18 protein-coding genes are annotated in these 21,849 nt (G+C 67.3%); 12 read left to right on the forward strand and 6 right to left on the reverse strand.

Annotated features, from left to right (window positions below):
• Positions 1–69 precede the first annotated feature (69 nt).
• Both metK and ACFVVC_RS01060 read left to right on the forward strand, forming a co-directional pair.
• Positions 70–1,305 carry a methionine adenosyltransferase gene (gene metK, locus ACFVVC_RS01055; protein WP_387448044.1) on the forward strand — a complete coding sequence of 412 codons (1,236 nt, stop codon included), beginning with the start codon at positions 70–72 and terminating at the stop codon, positions 1,303–1,305.
• 91 nt (positions 1,306–1,396) lie between these two features.
• Positions 1,397–3,469, forward strand: a complete 2,073-nt coding sequence (locus ACFVVC_RS01060; RefSeq protein WP_387448046.1) for a primosomal protein N' — start codon at positions 1,397–1,399, stop codon at positions 3,467–3,469.
• Positions 3,470–3,526: 57 nt separating this feature from the next.
• Here the strand turns inward: ACFVVC_RS01060 and ACFVVC_RS01065 are convergent, their stop codons facing one another.
• From ACFVVC_RS01065 to ACFVVC_RS01080, 4 genes are read right to left on the reverse strand one after another with little or no spacing between them, the layout of a single operon-like run.
• Entirely contained in the window at positions 3,527–4,603 is a 1,077-nt protein-coding gene (locus tag ACFVVC_RS01065) for a glycosyltransferase family 4 protein (RefSeq protein ID WP_387448048.1), read from the reverse strand.
• A complete protein-coding gene (locus ACFVVC_RS01070; RefSeq protein WP_387448050.1) occupies positions 4,600–5,529 on the reverse strand; it encodes an alpha/beta fold hydrolase in 930 nt (309 codons plus the stop codon). Before ACFVVC_RS01070 ends, ACFVVC_RS01065 begins: the two co-directional genes overlap by 4 nt.
• An 8-nt stretch (positions 5,530–5,537) precedes the next feature.
• On the reverse strand, positions 5,538–6,407 hold the full coding sequence (locus ACFVVC_RS01075; RefSeq protein WP_387448052.1) for an aldo/keto reductase: 870 nt from the start codon (positions 6,405–6,407) through the stop codon (positions 5,538–5,540).
• A gap of 19 nt (positions 6,408–6,426) precedes the next feature.
• Positions 6,427–7,392, reverse strand: a complete 966-nt coding sequence (locus tag ACFVVC_RS01080; RefSeq protein WP_387448054.1) for a sugar-binding transcriptional regulator — start codon at positions 7,390–7,392, stop codon at positions 6,427–6,429.
• Between the two features lie 126 nt (positions 7,393–7,518).
• Between ACFVVC_RS01080 and ACFVVC_RS01085 the strand changes: the two genes are divergently transcribed.
• From ACFVVC_RS01085 to glpK, 3 genes are all read left to right on the forward strand, one after another.
• The gene (locus ACFVVC_RS01085; RefSeq protein WP_387448056.1) at positions 7,519–9,336 is read left to right on the forward strand and encodes a glycerol-3-phosphate dehydrogenase/oxidase; all 1,818 of its coding nucleotides are present in this window, start codon (positions 7,519–7,521) and stop codon (positions 9,334–9,336) included.
• A 91-nt stretch (positions 9,337–9,427) separates the two neighbouring features.
• Positions 9,428–10,177, forward strand: a complete 750-nt coding sequence (locus ACFVVC_RS01090) for an MIP/aquaporin family protein (protein ID WP_387448057.1) — start codon at positions 9,428–9,430, stop codon at positions 10,175–10,177.
• A 40-nt stretch (positions 10,178–10,217) separates the two neighbouring features.
• Positions 10,218–11,732 (forward strand): glycerol kinase GlpK, encoded by a 1,515-nt coding sequence (gene glpK, locus ACFVVC_RS01095; RefSeq protein ID WP_387448059.1) that lies wholly within the window; start codon positions 10,218–10,220, stop codon positions 11,730–11,732.
• Positions 11,733–11,825: 93 nt separating this feature from the next.
• Here the strand turns inward: glpK and ACFVVC_RS01100 are convergent, their stop codons facing one another.
• The gene (locus ACFVVC_RS01100) at positions 11,826–13,364 is read right to left on the reverse strand and encodes an FAD-dependent oxidoreductase (protein WP_387448061.1); all 1,539 of its coding nucleotides are present in this window, start codon (positions 13,362–13,364) and stop codon (positions 11,826–11,828) included.
• Positions 13,365–13,649: 285 nt separating this feature from the next.
• Between ACFVVC_RS01100 and leuS the strand changes: the two genes are divergently transcribed.
• The 7 genes from leuS to ACFVVC_RS01135 all read left to right on the forward strand — a co-directional run bounded on the left by leuS (position 13,650) and on the right by ACFVVC_RS01135 (position 21,191).
• Positions 13,650–16,172, forward strand: coding sequence for a leucine--tRNA ligase (gene leuS / locus ACFVVC_RS01105; protein WP_387448062.1), 2,523 nt, complete (start codon positions 13,650–13,652; stop codon positions 16,170–16,172).
• Between the two features lie 86 nt (positions 16,173–16,258).
• Positions 16,259–17,248, forward strand: a complete 990-nt coding sequence (locus tag ACFVVC_RS01110; protein ID WP_387448063.1) for a DegV family protein — start codon at positions 16,259–16,261, stop codon at positions 17,246–17,248.
• Between the two features lie 48 nt (positions 17,249–17,296).
• Positions 17,297–18,196 carry a ComEA family DNA-binding protein gene (locus tag ACFVVC_RS01115; RefSeq protein WP_387448065.1) on the forward strand — a complete coding sequence of 300 codons (900 nt, stop codon included), beginning with the start codon at positions 17,297–17,299 and terminating at the stop codon, positions 18,194–18,196.
• A gap of 562 nt (positions 18,197–18,758) precedes the next feature.
• On the forward strand, positions 18,759–19,532 hold the full coding sequence (locus ACFVVC_RS01120) for a hypothetical protein (RefSeq protein WP_387448067.1): 774 nt from the start codon (positions 18,759–18,761) through the stop codon (positions 19,530–19,532).
• Between the two features lie 98 nt (positions 19,533–19,630).
• A complete protein-coding gene (locus ACFVVC_RS01125) occupies positions 19,631–19,831 on the forward strand; it encodes a hypothetical protein (RefSeq protein ID WP_387448068.1) in 201 nt (66 codons plus the stop codon).
• A 295-nt stretch (positions 19,832–20,126) separates the two neighbouring features.
• On the forward strand, positions 20,127–20,597 hold the full coding sequence (locus ACFVVC_RS01130) for a hypothetical protein (protein WP_387448070.1): 471 nt from the start codon (positions 20,127–20,129) through the stop codon (positions 20,595–20,597).
• A 129-nt stretch (positions 20,598–20,726) separates the two neighbouring features.
• Positions 20,727–21,191, forward strand: coding sequence for a hypothetical protein (locus tag ACFVVC_RS01135; RefSeq protein ID WP_387448071.1), 465 nt, complete (start codon positions 20,727–20,729; stop codon positions 21,189–21,191).
• Between the two features lie 114 nt (positions 21,192–21,305).
• Here ACFVVC_RS01135 and ACFVVC_RS01140 read toward each other — a convergent pair whose 3' ends face one another.
• Positions 21,306–21,824 carry a hypothetical protein gene (locus tag ACFVVC_RS01140; RefSeq protein ID WP_387448072.1) on the reverse strand — a complete coding sequence of 173 codons (519 nt, stop codon included), beginning with the start codon at positions 21,822–21,824 and terminating at the stop codon, positions 21,306–21,308.
• Between the last annotated feature and the right edge of the window lie 25 nt (positions 21,825–21,849).

Here is a 21,849-nt window from a genome sequence, read left to right on the forward strand (position 1 = left end):
CAGGCCACGTTTGCTTAGCACGGGGACATCTCCCGCCTGGCAACCAACACCAACCAGTAAGGTAGTTGAGTGACTTTACCGCTGCACCTTCCCCAGGCCCATGGGGCCACGCCCCCCGCGCTCCGGCTCTTCACGTCCGAGTCGGTCACCGAGGGCCATCCGGACAAGATTTGCGACCAGATCAGCGACGCGATCCTGGACGCGCTGCTTGCGGCCGACCCCGAGTCGCGTGTGGCCGTGGAAACCATGGCCACTACAGGCCTGGTGCACGTGGCAGGCGAAGTCACCACCGACGCTTACGTCGAGATCCCGCAGATCGTCCGCGAGACTATCCTGGGCATCGGCTACGATTCCTCGGCCAACGGCTTCGACGGTGCCCGGTGCGGCGTCTCCGTCTCCATCGGACAGCAGTCCAACGACATCGCCGGCGGTGTGTTCAACTCACTCGAGGCGCGCGAGGGACGCCAGGAGGACGATTACGACCTCCAGGGCGCAGGCGACCAGGGCCTGATGTTCGGCTACGCCAGCGACGAGACCCCCTCGTTCATGCCGACCCCGATCTGGCTTGCCCACCGTCTTTCCGAACGGCTCACCGAGGTCCGCAAGACCGGCCAGCTGGCCTACCTCCGCCCGGACGGCAAGACCCAGGTGACCGTCGGCTACGACAAAGACGTTCCCGTCTCCGTGGAGACAGTGGTGATCTCCAGCCAGCACGCGGAGGGCGCCAGCCTCGCGCAGCTCCGGGCCGACCTCGCCGCCGTCGTGATCGAACCCGTGCTCGCCGGTGCCAACCTGGACCTCTCGCGCACCGCGAACATCCTCAACCCGGCAGGTGAGTTCGTCATCGGCGGACCGGTTGGGGACGCCGGGCTCACCGGCCGCAAGATCATTGTCGACACCTACGGCGGCATGGCCCGCCACGGCGGCGGCGCCTTTTCCGGCAAGGATCCGTCCAAAGTGGACCGCTCCGCTGCGTACGCCATGCGCTGGGTGGCCAAGAACGTGGTGGCCGCAGGACTGGCCAAGCGTGCCGAGATCCAGATCGCGTACGCGATTGGCCAGGCCCGGCCCGTGGGAACGTACGTGGAGACCTTCGGTACCGAGACCGTTGACCCGGCAAGGATCAGCGCCGCCATCGCCGAGATTTTCGACCTGCGCCCGCGCGCCATCATCGACGCCTTGGACCTCAAGCGGCCCATTTACGCCAAGACCGCCGCGCACGGGCACTTCGGCCGCGACGACCCCGACTTCACGTGGGAACGGCTGGACCGGGTGGATGACCTGAAGGCGTTCTTCAACGCCTGACAGTTCTCGTGGAGGCGTCCGGAAGACCAATGTCAGTGCCCTGTGCTTGGCTGTCCATGTCCAACCCGGTAGCTGAACGGAGGTAACCGCCATGGTTGCTGACAGTTCGGTCCAGCCATCGCTGCTGCAGGGGTTTCCGGTTCGGACTCCGTCCGCCGGGGCCCTGGCAGCGCAGCTGCCGGTGGCGCGGGTCCTCGTGGAGTCCTCCCTCCCGCACTTGGACCGGCCCTTCGACTACGCCGTCCCGGCTTCTCTTGACCAGGATGCCCGGCCTGGGGTGCGGGTCAAGGTCAAGTTCAACGGCCAGGACCTCAACGGCTTCCTCCTTGAACGGGTGGCGGAGTCCGACGCCGGCCACGCCCTGGTGCCCCTGGCCAAGGTTGTTTCACCGGTTCCGGTCCTCACCCCCGCCGTCCGGGATCTGGCCACGGCCGTCGCCGCCCGGTACGCCGGCACCGTCAGCGACGTGCTCCGCCTCGCAGTTCCACCCCGCGTCGCCAAGCTGGAAAAGGAATACCCCGGCGGTAGCCCGGCCGCAGAAGCGGGCACCGCTCCCGTTTCCGCCGGCCCGTCAGCCTGGACGGCCTACCGCACCGGGGCGGCCTTTCTGCGGCACCTGGCGGCCGGGGGAACGCCGCGCGCGGTGGTCAACCCGCTCCAGGGTTACGGACCCGCCGGGTGGCCGCACTTGCTCGCCGAGGCCGCTGCCGCCGCCTACACCTCAGGCAGGGGCGCCCTGGTGGTGGTGCCGGATTACCGTGACCTTGACCGCCTCGAAGCAGCACTCAAGCATGTGCTGCCCGATGATGCCGTGGCACGGCTCACCGCAGACGACGGCCCCACACCCCGGTACCGGAATTACCTGCGCTTGCTGGCCGGCACCGCCAAGGTGGCCATTGGCACGCGGTCTGCCGCCTTTGCGCCGGTACCAGACCTTGGGCTGGTCACCTGCTGGGACGACGGCGACGACCTCCATATCGAGCAACGGGCACCTTACCCGCACGCCCGGGAAGTCCTGCTCCTGCGGGCGGAACAGGAAGGCGCCGCATGCCTCCTGGCCGGCCACTCGCGCAGCACGGAGGTCCAGCGGCTGGTGGAGTCCGGTTGGGCCGTCCCCGTCAGCACCGCGCGCGACACCCTAAGGGCGACCGTTCCCCGCGTCGTCAGCACCTCCGACACCTACGAGCAGGCCCGGGACCCGCTGGCCACTGTCGCCCGGCTTCCCCACGCGGCCTGGCAGGCCGCCAAGGAAGGCCTGGAGCGCGGACCTGTCTTGGTGCAGGTGGCCAGGGCCGGCTACGCGCCGTCACTGGTCTGTGAAACGTGCCGCGAACCAGCGCGCTGCGGAACCTGCCAGGGGCCGCTGGCACTGGCAGGCACGTCAGCGCTGCCCCAGTGCCGCTGGTGTTCCACTCCGGCACCGGACTGGAAGTGCACCCACTGCGGCGGGCGGCGGCTCCGGAAAGGGGCCACCGGGGTGCTGCGTACTGCCGAGGAACTGGGCCGGGCTTTTCCCGGCAAGACCGTCATTACCTCGTCCGGCGACCAAGTGAAGGCCCGGGTGGGGGAAGCAAAAGCCCTGGTGGTGGCAACGGTGGGGGCTGAGCCCGTCGCAGCTGGCGGCTATGCAGCGGCCCTGCTCCTGGACGGCGATTCCCTGCTGCGCCGGGAAACGCTCCGTGCCGGCGAGGATACGGTCCGCCGGTGGCTCAACGCCGCGGCCCTGGTCCGGCCTGCCCCGGACGGCGGCCTGGTGGTGGTGACGGCCACGGACCCTGCCGCCACGGGCGCACTGCTCCGCTGGGACCCCGCTGGCTACGCACAGCGGGAGCTGTCCCTGCGGATGGAACTCCAACTGCCGCCGGCGGTCCGAATCGCATCCGTCACCGGGCCGCGCGCCGCTGTGGAGCACTACACGGCCGCCGTCGAGGCCGGGCTCGGCAGCGTCGGAACAACGGTGCGGACCGCGGGCCCTGCGCCGCTGGTGCTCACCGCTCCGCCGTCCGGGAGGCGCTCGGCCGAGGACGTCCGGACCCTGCTGTTCTTCCCCTATGGCCAGGCGGCCGCCGTCGTCCGCGTCCTGCGGGTCACCCGGGCAGCCTCAGCCGCGAAGCGGACCGTTGAGCCGGTACAGCTGCGCCTGGACGGCGTGGACGTCCTGTAGGACGTTCCCGGCACGGTGCCTGTTGCCCGGCCTGCGTGTCGCGGCTTCGGCGCCCGTTCAGCGCCGCCTGTTCGCCACCACTTCGTGTGCCGCATCCACCAGCTGCCTCGCTGATTCCTCCCAGCTGAATTCAGCTGCCCGCGCCACGGAACGCCGGGACAGGTCCTGCCAATGCCCGTCATCCTGCAGCTGCGCCACGGCGCGCGCGAACTGTTCGGGGGAGCCAGGATCCACATACAGGGCTGCGTCTCCACCCACCTCGCGGAAGATCGGGATGTCGCTGGCGATCACGGGCGTCCCCACGGCCATGGCCTCCACCAAAGGGAGCCCGTAGCCCTCGGCCCTGGACAGGCTCACCAGCGCGGTGGCCCGCCGCAGGAGCCCGTCATATTCCTCGTCCGTGACGCCGTTGTGGAACACCACGGAGGCGCCCGGCGGCACCAGGCCTTCGAGTTCCGCCCGCCGTTGTGGACTGATCCGGCTCAGCAGGTGCAAGGTGTAGCCCGGCAGTCCGGACATTCCGGCCACCATGGTTTCCACGTTCTTGTAGGGCATGAACGAGCCCATGTAGATGATCGTCCTGTCCGCGCCATCGCCCGGGGTGCGGTGGACCCGGGCGGGCTGGGGGGCGTTGGCGATGATGCGCACCGGGCGGCGGGTGAGACGGTACTTGGCTATGAGTGCCTCGGTGGTACGGCTGATGGTGGCCACGGTGTCGGCCCGGTTCAGCAGCAGCCGCTGGGGCCAAAACGCCTTGTGGTACAGGCGCCAGAGCAGCCTGACCGGTGCCGGCAGGAATCCCGGGGGAGTGGGGTGCTCGTAGTAGATGAGGTCGTGCAGGGTCAGGATCAGGCCGTACTTCCTGCCCCAGGTGCCCATGGTCTGCATGGGGCATACCACCACGTCGGCCCCGAGGCTGTTGACCTTGCGGGCCACGAACAGCTCCAGCGGTGAGAGCGGGCTGCTGATCAGCGTGTAGGGGACATCCGGCAGGAGGGCGAGCTGCCGGACATCGGAGACCAGCATCGAGACGTCGGCGAGCTTGGCCGTAGCGGCGATCAGGCTGGCCCCGTAGCGGCTGATGCCGTCATGGTGGTCGGTGCGGGTAAAGCGGGCATCAATGACAATCTTCACGCGGGATGATCCTTCAGGAAGCTGCGGATATAGCGGGCGGCGGGCTCCGGGGTTTCGTAGTGGATCAGGTGTCCGACGCCGGGAATCACCTTCAGCTCCCCGTCCGGCAGCAGTGCCAGGAGGCGCTGCTGGCTGGGAAGCGTGGCGATTTCGTCCCTTTCGCCGGCCACCAGCAGTACGGGGAGGTCCAGCCGGCCGGCCACCTGGGCCACGTGGTTGCTGACCGACGCCGTGAATGACTCCAGCAGGCTGTCGCGGTCGGCGAAGGAACTGAAGTACGCGTGGTGCTGGCCGTGGATGAACGCCCGCAGTTCCTTGTCACGGGTCTTCGCCATGGTCTCGCTCATGACGCGCACAATCAGACGGTTGCGCAGCAGGGCCAGCCCCGGCGTGCGGGGGAGCCTTGCCGCCAGCCGGTAGTACAGGACTGCCAGGCGCGTCATCACGCCTTTGGGCCCCTCCAGCGCCGGGGCAGCGATGGGGTTGATGAGGATCAGGGGACGGACTGCGCCGGGATGGCCGGCCACAAAGTGCGCTGCCACGATCGAACCGAAAGAGTGGCCCAGCAGCACGGTGTCCGGTCCCAGCCCCCGGGCCGCCATGAAGTCGCTGATGAACTGTCCGTAGCGCTCCACCGAATGCTCGTCCCGGGCGAAGGCGTCCGAACGGCCGAAGCCCGGCAGGTCCGGCATGATGATGCGCATGTCCGGAAGTTGGTCCGCGACACGCAGGAGCCCATGATGGTCACCGCGGAAACCATGGATCACCAGGATGGTGCGGGTTTCCGCTGTTTCCTCGAGCGGCTCATAGGTCCAGAACGCCACCCTGCCGCCGTCGAGGGTTACGGTGCCGGCTGCAGTTCGCGCTGCCAGTCCGGCACTGAAGTATGCGGGCGCAGGGGAGGGCCCCGGGTTCACGGTATCCATGTCCGCGCCTAGTTGACGTTGTCCGGATGCGAACCGGTACGCTGCCCGCGGTCCAACGCATTGATCGCAGCCAGGTCCCGTTCGGAAAGGTCGAAACCGAAGACGTCCAGGTTCTCCCGGATGCGGTCCGCGGAACTTGCCTTGGGGATGGCGATGTTGCCCAGCTGCATGTGCCAGCGGAGGATAACCTGTGCCGGGGTCCTGCCGTGCTCGGCAGCGCAGGCCTCGATGACCGGATCGGCGAGTACCTGGCCGCGGCCCAGCGGGCTCCACGCTTCCGTCCGGATCCCCAGGTCCGCGTGCTTGCTCCGCAACTCCTCCTGCTGCAGCCAGGGGTGCAGTTCGACCTGGTTGACGGCGGGAACCACTTCAGCGCTTTGCAGGAGCCGGTCAAGGTGGGCGGGCTGGAAGTTGCTGACGCCGATGGCACGGACGCGGCCTTCACGGTAGAGAGTCTCCAGTGCGCGGTACGTTTCCGGAAACAGCCCGCGTCGCGGGCAAGGCCAATGGATCAGGTACATGTCCACGTAGTCGAGGCCCAGGTTGACCATGGAGTCGTCGAAGGCACGCAGCGTGGAATCGTAGCCGTGATGGTCGTTCCAGACCTTGGTGGTGATGAAGACGTCCTGCCGGGCCAGGGAGGGAGACAGCTCCCCGGACCCGCCACTTCCGGTTCCGTCGCCAAGCTGGGAACTGATGCCGCGCGCAACGCCGGTCTCGTTCCCGTACATGGCCGCGGTGTCAAAGTGGCGGTAGCCTGCCGCGAGCGCCGTGGCCACCAGGCCTTCGGCGTCCGCCGCCGGCACTTTGTACAGCCCAAAGCCAAGCTGGTCGATCAGCACGCCGTTGTTCAGGCTGAGCCGGGGTGAGGTTCTCATGGAAACGACTCTACCCACTTCAGCTTGTCAGGCCCTCGTAATCGACCAGGCGGCGGGCGGTGGCTTCGTCCAGGATCAGGTCGGTGGCCAGCCTGGCCGCCAAGGCCCCGCGGAGGCCGTTGATCTTGGAGACACCTGAGACCACGCAAATCCTCCGGCGAACCTGGCGGAGCTGGGCCAGTGCCGGGCCCGTGGAGCGTTCGTTCAGGACGATCCCGTCCGAGGACCCGTCAGCCCGGAAGAACACGGTGGCAACATCGCCCACCACGTCCGAGTTGGCCAGCGCGTTCAGGTCCTCCTCGTCGAGGTATCCGCCGGCGTAGACGTGGCTGGGATAGTCGGCGTGGACCGAACCGACGCCGAAGATGGCGATGCTCATCTTGGCCTGGAGTTCCAGGATGCGCTGCACGCTGCGTTCATTCCACATGGCTGTCTTGGTGGCGGCGTGGTCGAAGAAGGCCGGCACCGGAAATTGCTCCACCCGTGCGCCGTAGGCGCTGCCGAATCTGCGCATGATGTCACTGGCGTAGGTAATGCCCGTGGTGTGCATGTTTCCCGCGCCGTTGAGCTGGACGATGACGCTGTCGTGGGTAATCTTCCTGGTGAGGTGCCGGCTGACCGCACTGAGGGTGGATCCCCAGGCAACGCCGATGATGGCGTTGGAGTCCACCAGGGGGCCGATGGTGCGTGCGGCCTGCATGGCCACACGGTCCAGGGTCTCTGCCTCGTTGAGCGTCCCAAGGACCGGGACAACGTGCACGTCCAGGTTGTAGCGGCGGCGGATCATGCCTTCCAGTTCCGGGCCGGTATCGAGCGGGTTGCGGATCTGGATCTGCACCAGTCCCGATTCCCTGGCGGCTGACAGGAGGCGTGAAACGGTGGACCGGGACGTGCGCAGTTCGCGTGCGATCGCGTCCATGGTGAGGTCCTGCAGATAGTACATTTGTGCAGCTCGGAGGGCATCTGCGTCCCTGGAAAGTGTCATCTCATTTCCGTTCTGCACGTTTGTGCATAGTGCTTGACTCCATTTTCCATCTCTCCAAAGAATAGAGCAGAACGGCGGCGCGCCACGGTGGCGACCGCATCACTCAAAGCCCCAAGGGAGTTTGTTTTGGGACCCAAGGAACCAACTGTCCAACCGTCTGCCAGCGCCCCCCGAGCCGGAGCCGAACGTTCATCGGTGCACAGCCTCCGGCGGCGCCCGCACGCCAAAGTGCTGGTGGTGGGTGGTGGCATTAACGGCGTCGGCACGTTCCGTGACCTGGCGCTGCAAGGCGTCGACGTGGCGCTCGTGGAACGCGGTGACTACTGCCAGGGGGCCAGCGGCGCGTCGTCGCACATGATCCACGGCGGCATTCGCTACCTCGAAAACGGCGAGTTCCGCCTGGTCCGTGAGTCCGTGGTGGAACGCAACCGGCTGCTGAAAATCGCGCCGCACTACGTCAAGCCGCTCCAGACCACCATTCCCATCTTCAGCACGTTCTCCGGCATCCTGTCCGCGCCCCTGCGCTTCCTGACCCACAAGCAGCAGGGCAAGCCGAAGGAGCGCGGTGCGTTCCTCATCAAAGCCGGGCTGAGCCTCTACGACTCGTTTTCCCGTGACGGCGGGACCGTGCCGCGGCACCAGTTCCGGACCCACAAGGCGGCCCTCGCAGAACTGCCTGCCCTCCGCCCGGACGTCAAATACACGGCCACCTACTTCGATGCCTCCGTCCACAACCCGGAGCGGCTCACCCTCGATGTCCTGCAGGACGGCGAGAAAGCCGGCCGCCCGGCCGGGACGGAGCAGGCTCAAGGCAACACGGCCCGTGCCAGCAACTACCTCTCCCTGCAGTCCATGTCGCCGGCCCCCAACCCCGGGACCGGACGGGGCAGCACGGTCCGGCTTCGCGACGAACTCACCGGCGAGGAATTCGACTTCACGGCGGACGTCATCGTCAACACCACCGGCGCGTGGGTGGACCTCACCAACGGAGCCATGGGTGCCGCATCATCATTCATGGGCGGCACCAAGGGCTCGCACATTGTGCTGGACCACCCGGGCCTCCTGGCCGCGTGCCGCGGCCGGGAGATCTTCTTTGAGCACACCGACGGCCGGATCGTCCTGATCTACCCGATGGGTGACCGGGTCCTGGTGGGCACCACCGACGTCGACGCCGACATGTCCGAGGACGCCATCTGCACCGATGAGGAGATTGCGTACTTCTTCGACCTGATCGGCCACGTCTTTCCCTCGATCGACGTGACACCGGACCACATCGTGTACACGTTCTCCGGCGTCCGCCCCCTGCCGAGCCACGATGCCACCCAGCCCGGCTTCGTCTCCCGCGACTACCGCATCGAACGGCGCACCTCCGGACCCGACGCAAGCTCCGCCGTCGTCCTGAGCCTGGTGGGTGGCAAGTGGACAACGTTCCGCGCCCTTGCAGAGCACCTCGCCAACGACGTCCTCGCCGAACTCGGCATGCAGCGCAAGGTTTCAACCGCGCAGCTGCCCATCGGCGGCGGAGCCGGTTTCCCCGCTGACGAGAACGGCGTCCAGCAGTGGATCAAGGCGCACATGTCCGCCGGTAGGGACGCGGACCGCACGGCGGGCCTGCTGACCCGCTACGGAACGCGCGCCGAAGAAGTGATCGGGTACCTCGACGCCGCCCCTGACCAGGCGCTGCGTTCCACCCGTGAGCTCAGCGTCCGGGAACTGGAATTCATGGCCGCACACGAACAGGTGGGCCACTTGGTGGATGTCCTGATCCGGCGCACCTCCCTGGCTTTCCGGGGACTGGTCACCGGCGAGTTGCTCAATGAGGCAGCCGAGGTGCTCTCCGGACCGCTCAAGTGGGACGCAGCAACGCGGACCGCAGAGATCAAGCACGCCCAGGACGTGCTGCAGCGTTTCCACCGGGTGGAAACGCACAGCCTGGTCTCCTGAGGCCGGGCTGGCGGCCGGGGGAGTCAGTCACCCCGGCCCAACGGCCCTCCACCCGCGGAGGGCCGACAACTAAAAACAGAAGGAGTCAAAGATGTCTCTAGGAATAGTCTTCCTCTCCGAAGTCTTTGGTACCGGCATGCTGACCCTCTTGGGTTGCGGCGTCGTTGCCAACGTGGCTTTGCGGGGGACAAAAGGCAACAACGGCGGGTTCCTCATGGTCACATGGGGGTGGGGAATCGCCGTCTTCGCGGGTGTCTTCGTCGCCGCCAAGTCGGGCGCGCACCTGAATCCCGCCGTCACCCTCGGCCTGCTGCTCAACGGCAAAGCCGAGTACGCCCCGGGCGTCACCGTGGATTTCGCCTCCACCCTGACCTACTTCGGCGGCGAAATGGTGGGCGCATTCCTCGGCGCCGTGGTCTGCTGGCTGGCTTACAAGCAGCACTTCGATGACGAACCCGAGCCCGCCGGCAAGCTCGGCGTCTTCTCCACCGGGCCGGCCATCCGGTCCACGCCGTGGAACGTCGTTACCGAAGTCATCGGCACCTTCGTGCTGGTGCTGGTCATCCTCACCCTCGGCGGGACCCCCTCCGGCCTTGGCCCGCTCGCCGTTGCCCTGCTCGTGGTAGGCATCGGCGTGTCCCTCGGCGGCCCCACCGGCTACGCCATCAACCCCGCCCGCGACCTCGGACCCCGGATCGCCCACGCACTGCTTCCCATCAAGGGCAAGGGCTCCAGCGACTGGGCCTACTCCTGGGTGCCCGTCGTCGGACCGTTGATCGGCGGCGCACTCGGTGGCCTCGTGGCCCGCATAGTCCCCATCATCGTCACCGCAGCATCCTGAACCCACACGACAGATCAACAAACCGGACAAGGACGTCATCATGAACCAGTATGTAATCGCCATCGACCAGGGCACCACCAGCACCCGCGCCATCATTTTCGACCACAGCGGCGCCATTGTCTCCTCCGGCCAGATGGAACACGAACAGATCTTCCCGCAGGCCGGCTGGGTTGAGCACGACGCCACGGAAATCTGGAACAACACCCGTGAGGTCATCGGCTCCGCTCTTTCCAAGGCGAACCTGACGCGGCACGATATTGCCGCCGTCGGCATTACCAACCAGCGCGAAACCGCCGTGGTGTGGGACAAGACCACCGGCAAACCGGTCTACAACGCCATCGTGTGGCAGGACACCCGGACCCAGGACATCGTTGACGAACTGTCCAAGGACGGCGGCGGGGACCGTTTCAAGCAGAAGGTGGGGCTGCCGCTGGCAACCTACTTCTCCGGGACAAAGATCAAATGGATCCTGGACAACGTCGACGGCGCACGCGAGAAAGCCGAGGCCGGAGACCTGGTATTCGGCAACACGGACGCCTGGGTCCTCTGGAACCTGACGGGCGGCGTGGACGGCGGTGTCCACGTCACCGATGTCACCAACGCTTCCAGGACGCTGTTCATGGACCTCGATACGCTGCAGTGGGATGACGAAATCCTGGGCATCTTCGGTGTGCCGCGCAGCATGATGCCGGAGATCAAGTCCTCCTCCGAGGTGTACGGCGAGGTCCACGGATCCCAGCTGCTCCGCGAGACGCCGGTGGCAGGTATCCTCGGCGACCAGCAGGCAGCCACGTTCGGACAGGCCGCGTTCGACACCGGCGAAGCCAAGAACACCTACGGCACCGGCTGCTTCCTGATCTTCAACACCGGCGAGGAGATCGTCCACTCCAAGAACGGGCTCCTCACCACCGTTGGCTACAAGCTCGGCGACGCCAAGCCGCACTACGCCCTGGAAGGATCCATTGCCGTCACGGGCTCGCTGATCCAGTGGCTGCGGGACAACCTGGGCATGATCAGCAGCGCACCGGAGGTGGAGACCCTGGCCGCGGCCGTGAAAGACAACGGCGGCGTGTACATCGTTCCCGCATTCTCAGGCCTCTTCGCTCCCTACTGGCGCTCGGACGCCCGTGGTGCGATCGTCGGCCTGACCCGCTTCGTCAACAAGAACCACATCGCCCGGGCAGCCCTGGAGGCCACCGCGTTCCAGACCCGCGAGGTGCTTGACGCCGTCAACGCGGACTCCGGCGTTCCGCTGAGTGAGCTGAAGGTCGACGGCGGCATGGTGGCCAACGATGCCCTCATGCAGTTCCAGGCGGACATCCTGGGCGTTCCGGTGATCCGGCCCAAGGTCGTGGAAACGACCGCGCTCGGCGCCGCCTACGCGGCCGGCCTCGCCGTCGGGTTCTGGAAGGACCTGGGCGAATTGTCCGCCAACTGGTCCGAGGACAAGCGCTGGGAGCCGCAGATGGACAAGGCGGAGCAGGAGCGCCAGCTGCGCCTCTGGAAGAAGGCCGTCACCAAGTCCATGGACTGGGTTGACGAGGACGTGCGATAGCGTCCTTTGCTCTTGGGGCCGCCCTGCCGGTATCCGGCGGGGCGGCCCTTGCATGTCCGGCCCCAGCCAGGCGTGGGCGAGGGGGAGGCGCTTTCAGGGTGCGGGCAGCGGCGACAAGACCTCGGTGGCCGGTCCCTGGATGACCTCGCCGTCCACGGTGAACCGGGAACCGTGGCAAGGGCAATCCCAGGTGCCGTCTTCCCGGTTGAAGCCGACGGTGCAGCCCAGATGGGTGCAGGTCGCGGACACGGCGTGAATCTCACCGGCTTGGCCCCGGTAGTAGGCCGTACTGGTCCCGCCCGCGTCAATCACCTTGCCATCCCCAGGGGCTAGTTCCGCCACCTGCCGAGCAACGTCGTCCGGGCCGGGCTCCTGCCCGGCGGGGCTTCCGTCGGCCGCAGGTTGGCCATCCGCTGCCGCCCTGGCCCCGGGCCGCCCCGGTGCGCGGTTGCTGTCAAACAGCGGAGCCCATTCGTTGGGGGTGCCGTTGAGCAGGTCCGTGAGCATCAGCGCGGCGGCGGTACCGTTGGTCAGCCCCCATTTGCGCAGGCCAGTGATGACGAAGGCATGCCGGCTGTCCGGATTCAGCGGCCCGACGCAGGGCAACCCGTCCCGGGGAACGGCGTCCTGGGTGGACCATCTGTACGCAACGGGCCCGGCCCCGAAATGGCTGTGGGCATAGCCGGCGAGGCTCGCATACCGCTGCACCGGATCCACGTGTTCGGCGGCGGGGTGGCCCTCGCCGCCGGTCAGCAGGTACGTCACCCCGTTCAGCCGGACCGTGAGCAACGACCGCATGGGCTCATCGGCGCTGATAAACGTGGCGTCCAGGGGAGGCCCGTCCACCGACGCGGCAACGATGTAGGAGCGGTGTGGCGGGCACAGTGCTTCCAACCTGCCATGGTCTCCGAAGGGGACATTCGTGGCCACAATCGCGTCAGCGGCCAGCACGGTGCCGTCCCCGGCGGCGACTTTCACCTGTGCGCCGTCTTGCAGGTCAACGGCCCGGCTTCCTTCGAAAACGAAGCTGCCGTCTCCGTCCACTCTTGCGGCCAGCCCCTGGAGGTACTTCACCGCGTGAATCTGGGCCTGGCCGTCAAACCGGACGGCTCCCGCCACAGGGAACGGCAGAGGTACCTCGGCCGTGAATGAGGCGGGAAGTCCAAGCCTGGCGGCCAGTTCGGCTTCGGCGCGCACCTGCGGCAGGATGTCCTTACTCCCGGCGAAGGTGAAGTTGGCAACCCTCCGGAAGCCGCAGGAGATGTCCTCCGCCGCCACCAAGTGGGCGATGTGTTCCACGGCAGCCTGGTTCGCCTTCCCGTAGACCCCTGCGGCGACTGCGCCGTGACTTCGTTCCAATGCCGTATATGCCAGACGGTGAAGGGACGTCACCTTGCCGGTGGTATGCCCAGTGACGCCTGTGCCGATCCGGGCGGCTTCAAGAACGGCTACCGACCGGCCCGAACGTTTGAGGGCCAGCGCTGCCGTCAGTCCTGCGACCCCGCCCCCGATTACTGCCACGTCCACCTCAACTGTGCCGCGCAGTTCAGGGAAGCCGGTCGTGCCGGCGCTTGCCAGCCATAGGGACAGGGGCGCACCTTGGCCGGGGCCGGCGGTGGTTGCATCCGGCACCGCACACCACCTCCCAACGTTTGGGATGATCATGCGCGCTTGGGCCCGCTAATGCAACGAGTCCCGGCTCCCTGCTGCGGCACGCGGCGTACGGGTGCGCTAAAGTAGATCCATGCGTGCGATCCTTCTGCTTAGTTAGCCGCCGGCTGTCCCAGACGTGACAGCTGAGCGGCAGCCCCTCCAATGGTGAGGGGCTTTTGTGTGTCCGGGGCATGCGGGCCGTCAGCAGGAGGATCAGGCCGTTATGGCAGCACCGATGCCGTAACAGAACAGAAAAGGGCAGCAGTGGGCGTTCAGCCGGAGACAGAGACCGGAACAACAACAGTATCGGCAGAGCCTGAAGAGGGCACCTACAGTTTCACCGCCATGGAGGCCAAATGGCCCCAGGTGTGGGAGGACCTCAAGGTCTTCACCCCGGTGGACGACGGGTCCCGGGAACGCCGCTACGTGCTTGACATGTTCCCGTACCCCTCGGGCGACCTGCACATGGGACACGCCGAAGCGTTCGCCATGGGCGACGTCGTGGCCCGTTACCTCCGCCAAAAAGGCTACGACGTCCTGCACCCGATCGGGTGGGACTCCTTCGGCCTGCCCGCGGAAAACGCCGCGATCAAGCGCAACGCGCACCCCAGCGAGTGGACCTACGCCAACATCGACACGCAGGCTGCGTCGTTCAAGCGCTACGCCATCTCCGCGGACTGGTCCCGCCGCCTGCACACCTCGGACCCCGGCTACTACCGCTGGACCCAGTGGCTGTTCAAGCGCTTCTACGAGCGCGGCCTGGCCTACCGCAAGGACTCGCCGGTCAACTGGTGCCCCAAGGACCAGACCGTGCTGGCCAACGAGCAGGTTGTCAACGGCGCGTGTGAGCGCTGCGGCACCGCCGTCACGAAGAAGTCCCTGAACCAGTGGTACTTCAAAATCACCGACTATGCCGACCGGCTGCTGGACGACATGGACGAGCTCCGCGGGCACTGGCCCGAGCGCGTGCTGGCCATGCAGAAGAACTGGATCGGCCGGTCCGAGGGCGCCCACGTCACCTTCGTGGTCGAGGCCGACGGCGGCAAGGCCGCCAAGGACGTCACGGTCTTTACCACCCGCCCCGACACCCTGTACGGTGCGACGTTCTTTGTGGTGGCCGCGGACGCGCCGCTGGCCGTCGAACTGGTCACCGAGGAACACGCCGGGGCCCTGGACGCCTACCGCGAACAGGTCAAGGCGCTCTCCGAGATCGAACGGCAGTCCACCGAACGGGAAAAGACCGGCGTCTTCACCGGCCGCTATGCCATCAACCCGCTCAACGGCGAAAAGCTGCCGGTCTGGGCCGCCGACTACGTCCTGGCGGACTACGGCACCGGCGCCATCATGGCCGTCCCTGCCCATGACCAGCGCGACCTGGACTTCGCCAAGACCTTTGACCTGCCGGTCCGGGCGGTGCTGGACACCGGCGAGGAAGACCCCGCGGTCTCCGGCACGGCAACCACCGGCGAAGGAACGCTGGTCAACTCCGGCGAGCTGGACGGCCTGCCCAAGGCCGAGGCCATCCCGGCGGCCATCGCGATCCTGGAGCAGCAGGGCACCGGGGAGAAGTTCGTGAACTTCCGCCTGCGGGACTGGCTGCTGAGCCGTCAGCGGTTCTGGGGCACGCCGATCCCGATCATCCACTGCCCGGCGTGCGGCGAGGTGCCCGTCCCGGACGAGCAGCTGCCGGTCACCCTGCCGGAGAACCTCCGCGGCGAAGACCTGTCCCCGAAGGGCACGTCCCCGCTGGCCGCCGCCGAGGCGTGGGTCAACGTGGAGTGCCCCAGCTGCCATGGCCCGGCCAAGCGCGACACCGACACCATGGACACCTTCGTGGACTCGTCCTGGTACTTCCTGCGCTTCGTGTCGCCGGAGTACACCGAGGGCCCGTTCGACCCTGCCAGGATCAACGACTGGATGCCGGTGGGCCAGTACGTCGGCGGCGTGGAGCACGCCATCCTCCATCTGCTGTACGCCCGCTTCTTCACCAAGGTCATCCACGACCTGGGGATGATCGACGCCGACGAACCGTTCAGTGCCCTCCTCAACCAGGGGCAGGTGCTCAACGGCGGCAAGGCCATGAGTAAGTCCCTGGGCAACGGCGTGGACCTCGGCGAACAGCTGGACAAGTACGGTGTGGACGCCGTCCGGCTGACCATGGTTTTCGCTTCCCCGCCCGAGGACGACGTGGACTGGGCTGACGTGTCGCCGTCAGGGTCTGCCAAGTTCCTGGCCCGGGCCTGGCGCCTGGCCCAGGATGTCACCAGCAGCCCCGGCGTGGACGCCGCAGCCGGTGACCGCGCCCTGCGTTCGGTAACGCACCGCACCATCGCCGACGCCTCCGAACTGCTGGATGCCAACAAGTTCAATGTGGTGGTGGCCAAGCTGATGGAACTGGTCAACGCCACCCGCAAGGTCATCGATTCCGGGGCCGGCGCCGCGGATCCGGCCGTCCGCGAGGCCGCCGAGGCCGTGGCCGTGATCCTCAGCCTGTTCGCGCCGTACACGGCCGAGGACATGTGGAACCTGCTGGGCCACCCGGCATCGGTGGCAAACGCAGGCTGGCCGGCACACGATCCTGCCCTCCTGGTCCAGGACACGGTCACCGCCGTTGTCCAGGTGCAGGGTAAGGTGCGCGACCGGCTGGAGGTGTCTCCGGACGTTTCCGAGGACCAACTGCGTGAGCTCGCCCTGGCGTCCGGCAATGTCCAGCGTGCCCTCGACGGCCGAGGCATCCGGACTGTCATTGTCCGTGCGCCTAAGCTGGTCAACATCGTTCCGGCCTGACCACTGCACCCGCAGCATCCACCGGCCGTCGGATAGTCTCCGGCGGCCGGTGTCGCCTGAGCCGGACACCGTAGCCAGGAGGCCCCTTGCCCGACAGTAATGCCGCCGCCTGGCCATGGGTACGGTCCCGGCTGTCGGCCCTGAGGCCCTCTGCCCGTCCCGGGACCGCGCGTCCGGGCCCCGGCGCCGCGGTCCGCACCGCCGTCGTCACAGACTCCGCAGCAGCCCTGCCGGCCAGCTATCTTGCCGGGCTTCCGCACGACGGAATCCTGACTGTCGTACCGATGCCCGTGATGGTGGGGGCGGAGATCTACGGCGAAGGCGAAGACGACATCCTGGAGACCATCGCCGTGGCCCTCGCCTCCGGCACCGCGGTCAAAACGTCCCGGCCATCGCCCGGGCAGTTCGAGCAGGCCTACCGTGCAGCCGCGCAACGCGGATTCGAGGCCGTGGTGTCAGTCCACATCTCCGGTGAACTTTCCGGTACGGCGGACGCTGCGAGGCTCGCCGCGGCGAGGGTCGGAATTCCGGTCGAGGTGGTGGACACGCAAACTGTCGGCATGGCCCAGGGCATGGCAGTCCAGGCTGCGGTCGCAACAGCGGCAACCGGTGCAGGCTGTGCCGACGTGGCCGCGGCCGCCCACGCCCAGGCAACCCGGACCCGGGTCTACTTCTACGTTCCCAGCCTGGAACAGTTGCGCCGTGGCGGGCGTATCGGTGCCGCGGCGTCGCTCGTGGGCACCATGCTTGCCATCAAGCCCATCCTGGCGGTCGACGGCGGCAGGATCGTTCCGCTGGAACGGGTGCGTTCTGCCGCGCGCGCCGTGGCCCGGTTGGAGGAAATCGTTGCGGCCGAAGCGGTGCCCCGCTCTGGTGAAACCGTGCGCCTGGCTGTTCATCACTTTGGAAACCAGGCGGAGGCGGACGGCCTGGCCGCGAGGCTGGCAGCGGCTTTGCCCGGCTGCCCTCCTGCACAGATCAGTTCCCTGCCCGCGGTCCTCGCGGCGCACGCCGGGCTCGGAGTGCTTGCTGTCATTGTTGGCAGGGGAACCGGCGACGGGAGCCTTTCCACATAGGAGCTTTGGTGTATGCCGCCCGGTGGCAGGGCTTCCTAGGGTGAAACTATGTCACGCCGGGATGCTGGAGCAGCAGGTCAGCAGGCGCGGCATGCGAGGGACCGGCTCCAGTCCACGCTGGGTGGAGGACGCCCAGGCCTCCTGCTCGATGGTCCGGGCTCGGCTGGCTTTGAGTACCAGGGCCCGGGACAACCCGACGAGACCGGCACGGTGTCCGGTGCGGGTGGCCGAAAAGATGCGGCCCCGCGGCTCCGGTGGCGGGTGGGACTGCGCGTCGCCGCGCTGCTGGCCGCGGTGGCCGTGGCTGCCGGAGCCTGGTTCTGGTGGCAGGCGGGAGCCGTCGCCCCCGAAATCCTGCCACTGGGCGGGGTGGGCACTTCCGGTGGCAGCCATCCCTCCCCGGAGGACCCGGTTGCCGGTTCGGCAGAGGGCCGCCCGGACTCGTCAGCGGATTCCGGCCAGTCCCAGGGGGTGTCCGCGTCCGGGGGCTTGGTGGTGGTACATGTCGCTGGGGCGGTAGGCAGCCCCGGGGTCTTCCGTTTGCGCCAGGGCAGCCGCGTTGACGACGCCATCGCTGCCGCCGGCGGTCCCGCAGCCGACGCCGACGTGGACCGGCTCAATCTCGCCCTTGTCCTGGAAGATGGACAGAAGGTCCAGGTCCCAAAGGTGGGGGAGCCGCTTCCGGCCGCCCAAGGAACAGGAAGCGCTGATGGCCCGGAAACTGCCGGGCCGGCTGCCGGGACACGCCACCCCGGCGGGAAGATCAACCTCAACACCGCCAGTATGGCGGAACTGGACACCCTGCCCAAGGTCGGCCCGGTGCTCGCGCAGCGGATCGTGGACTGGCGAAAGGACCATGGCCCCTTCAAGAGTGTTGAGGAACTGGACGCGGTGGATGGTGTCGGGCCCAAGATGCTTGAGTCCCTGCTGCCCCTGGTGACGGTCTGAGATGGGGTCGCATGGCGGTGGCAACGGTCCCGGTACGCCAGAGCAGGACCGCAATGGCCGGAACCTGCAGCCGAGCCCCTGGGGCAGGTTCGTGGAGTCGGCCGTCCGGGGAGAAGCAGCCGGGCCGCCAAGGCCCGTGCAGGGGCAGGTGCCCTCAGGAACCGCGGGTCCGTCGCGAACGCCCAGGCTCCGTTCACGTCAACGGCTGGACGCCCGGTGCTTCTGGACACGGTGCATAGACTCGGCGCGGAAGCGCGCGAGGGATAAGGCCGACGCCCCGGCAGCAGCGGATTCCGGTTCCACGGCGCCGCGGCGCCGCACCGATCTCCGCCTCGCCCTCCCGGCTGTCCTGGTATGGGGAGGCGCGGTGGCAGGGATCTGGTTGCCGCCCGCGTCACTGGCATTGATGTGCGCTGCCCTGGCTGCAGCGGCCGCGGCATTCATTTCCGGGGCCGCCAGTAGTAGCCGGCGGGGCAGGCGTGCGGCCATTCGCGGTGTCCGATCCAAGCCACGCCGGACGGCCCGGCCACGGAGTTTCGTCGCCGCCGTCGGGGTCTCCCTGATGCTTGCTGCTGCCGCCGCCGCGCATTCGGCCGCCGGCTCGGCCCAGCGTTTCGACGGACCGCTGGCAGAGGCGATCTCGGCAGGCAGATCGGTCGTCGCCGTTGTCGAGGTAGCCGGAACTCCGCGTGCCGTGACCGGCCCCGGGGGAGCGGCGGAACGGTGGTCCGTGCCAGTGGTGACCCAGGAAGTCTCCACCGGCGGGGTGCGAATCCGGACCCATACCCCGCTGGTTGTCATGGGCGGCCGGGACTGGGGCCCGGTGGTGCCGGGACAAACGGTTCGCGCCGCCGGCACGTTGCGGCCCGCCGAGCCGGGACGCACGGAGGCGGGGAACCTTGTGGCCTCCACTTCACCCGCACGGTCAACGGCCGGTCCAGTCCTTCAGGAGACTGCACGGGAGCTCCGGGGCCGGTTCGTAGCGGCCGCGTCCTTCCTGGAGCCCGACGCCCGTGGTCTCCTGCCGGGAATGGTCACCGGAGACACCAGCGCCCTGGACCAGGGATTGGGCAACGCCATGAAGGTGGTGGGCATGACACACCTGACCGCGGTGAGCGGGGCCAACTATGAGTCCCCGCATGGGTTGACCACCAAATGTTGCGAGGTGGGTAACCTCAGGCTCGAGAACCGGGATGCGCCCTCGCCGCAAAGCAAGCCTTGCCGTCAGGACCCGCCGGATTCCGGGAGCGCAATCGCCGCCGCATGCCAAGCACATGCGATGTTACTCGTCGCGAGGGACATTGGATGTCTAGGCCGCCCCGTGGACGACCGGTGATAGACCCCCGCTGAACGCCGCCGATTGGGGTGTTCGGGCATATGTTCGTAGACGGGTTGGTCTGACCAAGTCAACCGACCCTGATGGACAATGAGGGCATGCCCGATGCGACCATAACGACCATCCATCACCTCTATTCCAAACCCGACAATCTGCTGCCTGTCTGCGGCGTGGTGCCCGGCCCCGACGGGTCTGAGTGGCACACCGGACACGACGGCGTGATCCTGCAGGCGTTCTCCGCACAGGGATCCGCGTGCTGCTCCCTGTGTCTGGAGTTGTCCCAGTCAACTCCTGACTGACATGTGCAAGGTGGTACATGTGGTACGTGGTCTGCCATACTGGTAGAGAAAACAGGTATAGGAGTGGAAATCCTGCTCAGTCTCGGCTGAGCAGGTCGTCCGTTCCAGGCGGGCGTGGATAGTCCAGCTTCGGCTCCCGGGCGTGGTCTGGGAACGGGGGCTCGGGGAAACAGTTCTGAACTGTGGAGCCGAGACGCTGGACCTTCCGAGCACTCATTGCCTGGACACACAGAGCCAGGACGACAGGACCGACCAGGGGGACGAGAAGACCATGGACATCACCAGGACCGCACACGTGACGCGGACGAAGCTGGCCGCGACCACTGCGGCCCTGGCATGCGCCGCGCTCGTGCTCAGCGGCTGCAGCAGCTCCGGCGGGGACGGGCGGTACTTCGCCACCTCGGAAGGACAGAACGGCGACATTGTCGTGGTGGACGGTGACCAGATCACCTACTTCGACACCGCCAGCCGCCAGGACCTGGCGTGCCACTCCATCAACTCCGTCCTCGACGACCCGAAGGCGGCCGCTGCCAAAGGTGAGCTCAAGGACGCCTACACCCTCCGCGGCACCGGCAAGATCAACGCGTCCAAGACCTCCGTGGACTGGACCGAGAAGGGCCGCAGCACCACCGAGACCGGAACGATCAGCTTCGGCAAGGACAAGTCGAGCATGGAGTTCGTCTTTTCCAACGGCGTCAACGACGTCGTGCTCGTGCCCGTCGACAGCGAGCAGGGCAAAGCCGTCAAGACCAAGTACTGCGGCTAAGGAGGCTGACCCCTTGACTGACTCGACCGACCTGCAGCACCGGAGCCCCGTGGACCACCCGTCCGCGGGGCTCTGCCTTTTCTCTTCCGGAACGCACCCATGCGCCGGACAGGATGCAGGAAGTCGAGCATGACGCTCATCGGGCCGATCAGGTATTACAAAGACCGGGTGGCGTACCCCAGCGACGAGCAGCTGCGGGCTGCCCGGGCCACCTGGGACTTCGACGACATCCGCCGGCCGACTGCCGACGTTGATTGCACACACATCCAGCTGATCGAGATCTCCGGACGCGACGCAGAGGAGCGGCGGCAGCTCGAAGAGGAGACGCTAGCCAGGTTCTTCGACTACATCGGCGACCGCCCGGGCTTCCGGGTGCTCACACACCAGAAGAAGCCGGACTCGGACACCTCGTCCTTCGTTTCACACGAGATCGTCTACGTCATCGAGTCCAGGCCGACCAGAGGCTACGCCAAGCTCACTCTGCGCTCGGAGCTGCCGCGCAGCGGAACAGCCGGTGCGGTCTCGGACATCTTCAGCGCAGAAGGAATGGACCGTATCTCACGGATCTTCGACAAGGGCCCCCGGAGGGATTGAGACAGGTGTTGCAGTGCGGCCGCCACACCCGACGGGAAGAGAGGACCCCGTGGACATCATGTCCACGGGGTCCTCTTGCATCTGGATGGCCGGCTGGCCAACTGTTCCCCGGGCCTAGTGTCGTCCACCCTTCAGGCGCAGTGCCCTGTATTCCTCGACAGTCTCCGGCGGCCGTCCGTACTTTGGCGCATGTGTCTCGACGAAGTCGATCTCGGCCCAGGCATCCATGTGCCGGATCCGCGACCTGGACAGCACTGCCAGCGCGGTCACTGAGACGACCACGTTGGCCAGCCACCACAGCATGGACACGAGGACCGCGACCTGAACCAGGCCCCGGTCAGGGCTGGAGGAGCCCGTCTGCGCTGCCAGAGACGCCAGAGCGGTAAAGCTGCCCAATGCCATACATCCGAGCAGGAGACCTGCCACCCAGCCCTCAGTCGGCACCCGCCGGCGCGCCAGGTCATCGGGGCTGTCCCGGTCGCGGACCAAGCGCAGCACCTCGCGCACGAAGAGCACTGACGCCAGCGCAGCAAGGCAGTTCACTCCCAGCTCGCGGGCCCCCTCGAGCCACCAGCGTCCCGATCGCCACCAGCCCCGTGGGAACTCGTCGCGCGTCTTAGCTCGCAAGTTCAACAGTTCCGTCCTTTCCCCACCAACA

Origin of the sequence: Pseudarthrobacter sp. NPDC058196 (assembly GCF_042882685.1) — a bacterium.
Lineage (GTDB): Bacteria > Actinomycetota > Actinomycetes > Actinomycetales > Micrococcaceae > Arthrobacter.

Bases quoted from the DNA above. Each gene is read 5' to 3' on its own strand.
- ACFVVC_RS01060 (WP_387448046.1), top strand. From the start codon at position 1,397: ATGGTTGCTGACAGTTCGGTCCAGCCATCGCTGCTGCAGGGGTTTCCG.
- ACFVVC_RS01070 (WP_387448050.1), bottom strand. From the start codon at position 5,529: ATGGATACCGTGAACCCGGGGCCCTCCCCTGCGCCCGCATACTTCAGT.
- ACFVVC_RS01075 (WP_387448052.1), bottom strand. From the start codon at position 6,407: ATGAGAACCTCACCCCGGCTCAGCCTGAACAACGGCGTGCTGATCGAC.
- ACFVVC_RS01080 (WP_387448054.1), bottom strand. From the start codon at position 7,392: ATGACACTTTCCAGGGACGCAGATGCCCTCCGAGCTGCACAAATGTAC.
- ACFVVC_RS01090 (WP_387448057.1), top strand. From the start codon at position 9,428: ATGTCTCTAGGAATAGTCTTCCTCTCCGAAGTCTTTGGTACCGGCATG.
- glpK (WP_387448059.1), top strand. From the start codon at position 10,218: ATGAACCAGTATGTAATCGCCATCGACCAGGGCACCACCAGCACCCGC.
- ACFVVC_RS01115 (WP_387448065.1), top strand. From the start codon at position 17,297: ATGTCACGCCGGGATGCTGGAGCAGCAGGTCAGCAGGCGCGGCATGCG.
- ACFVVC_RS01120 (WP_387448067.1), top strand. From the start codon at position 18,759: ATGCTTGCTGCTGCCGCCGCCGCGCATTCGGCCGCCGGCTCGGCCCAG.
- ACFVVC_RS01125 (WP_387448068.1), top strand. From the start codon at position 19,631: ATGCCCGATGCGACCATAACGACCATCCATCACCTCTATTCCAAACCC.
- ACFVVC_RS01135 (WP_387448071.1), top strand. From the start codon at position 20,727: ATGACGCTCATCGGGCCGATCAGGTATTACAAAGACCGGGTGGCGTAC.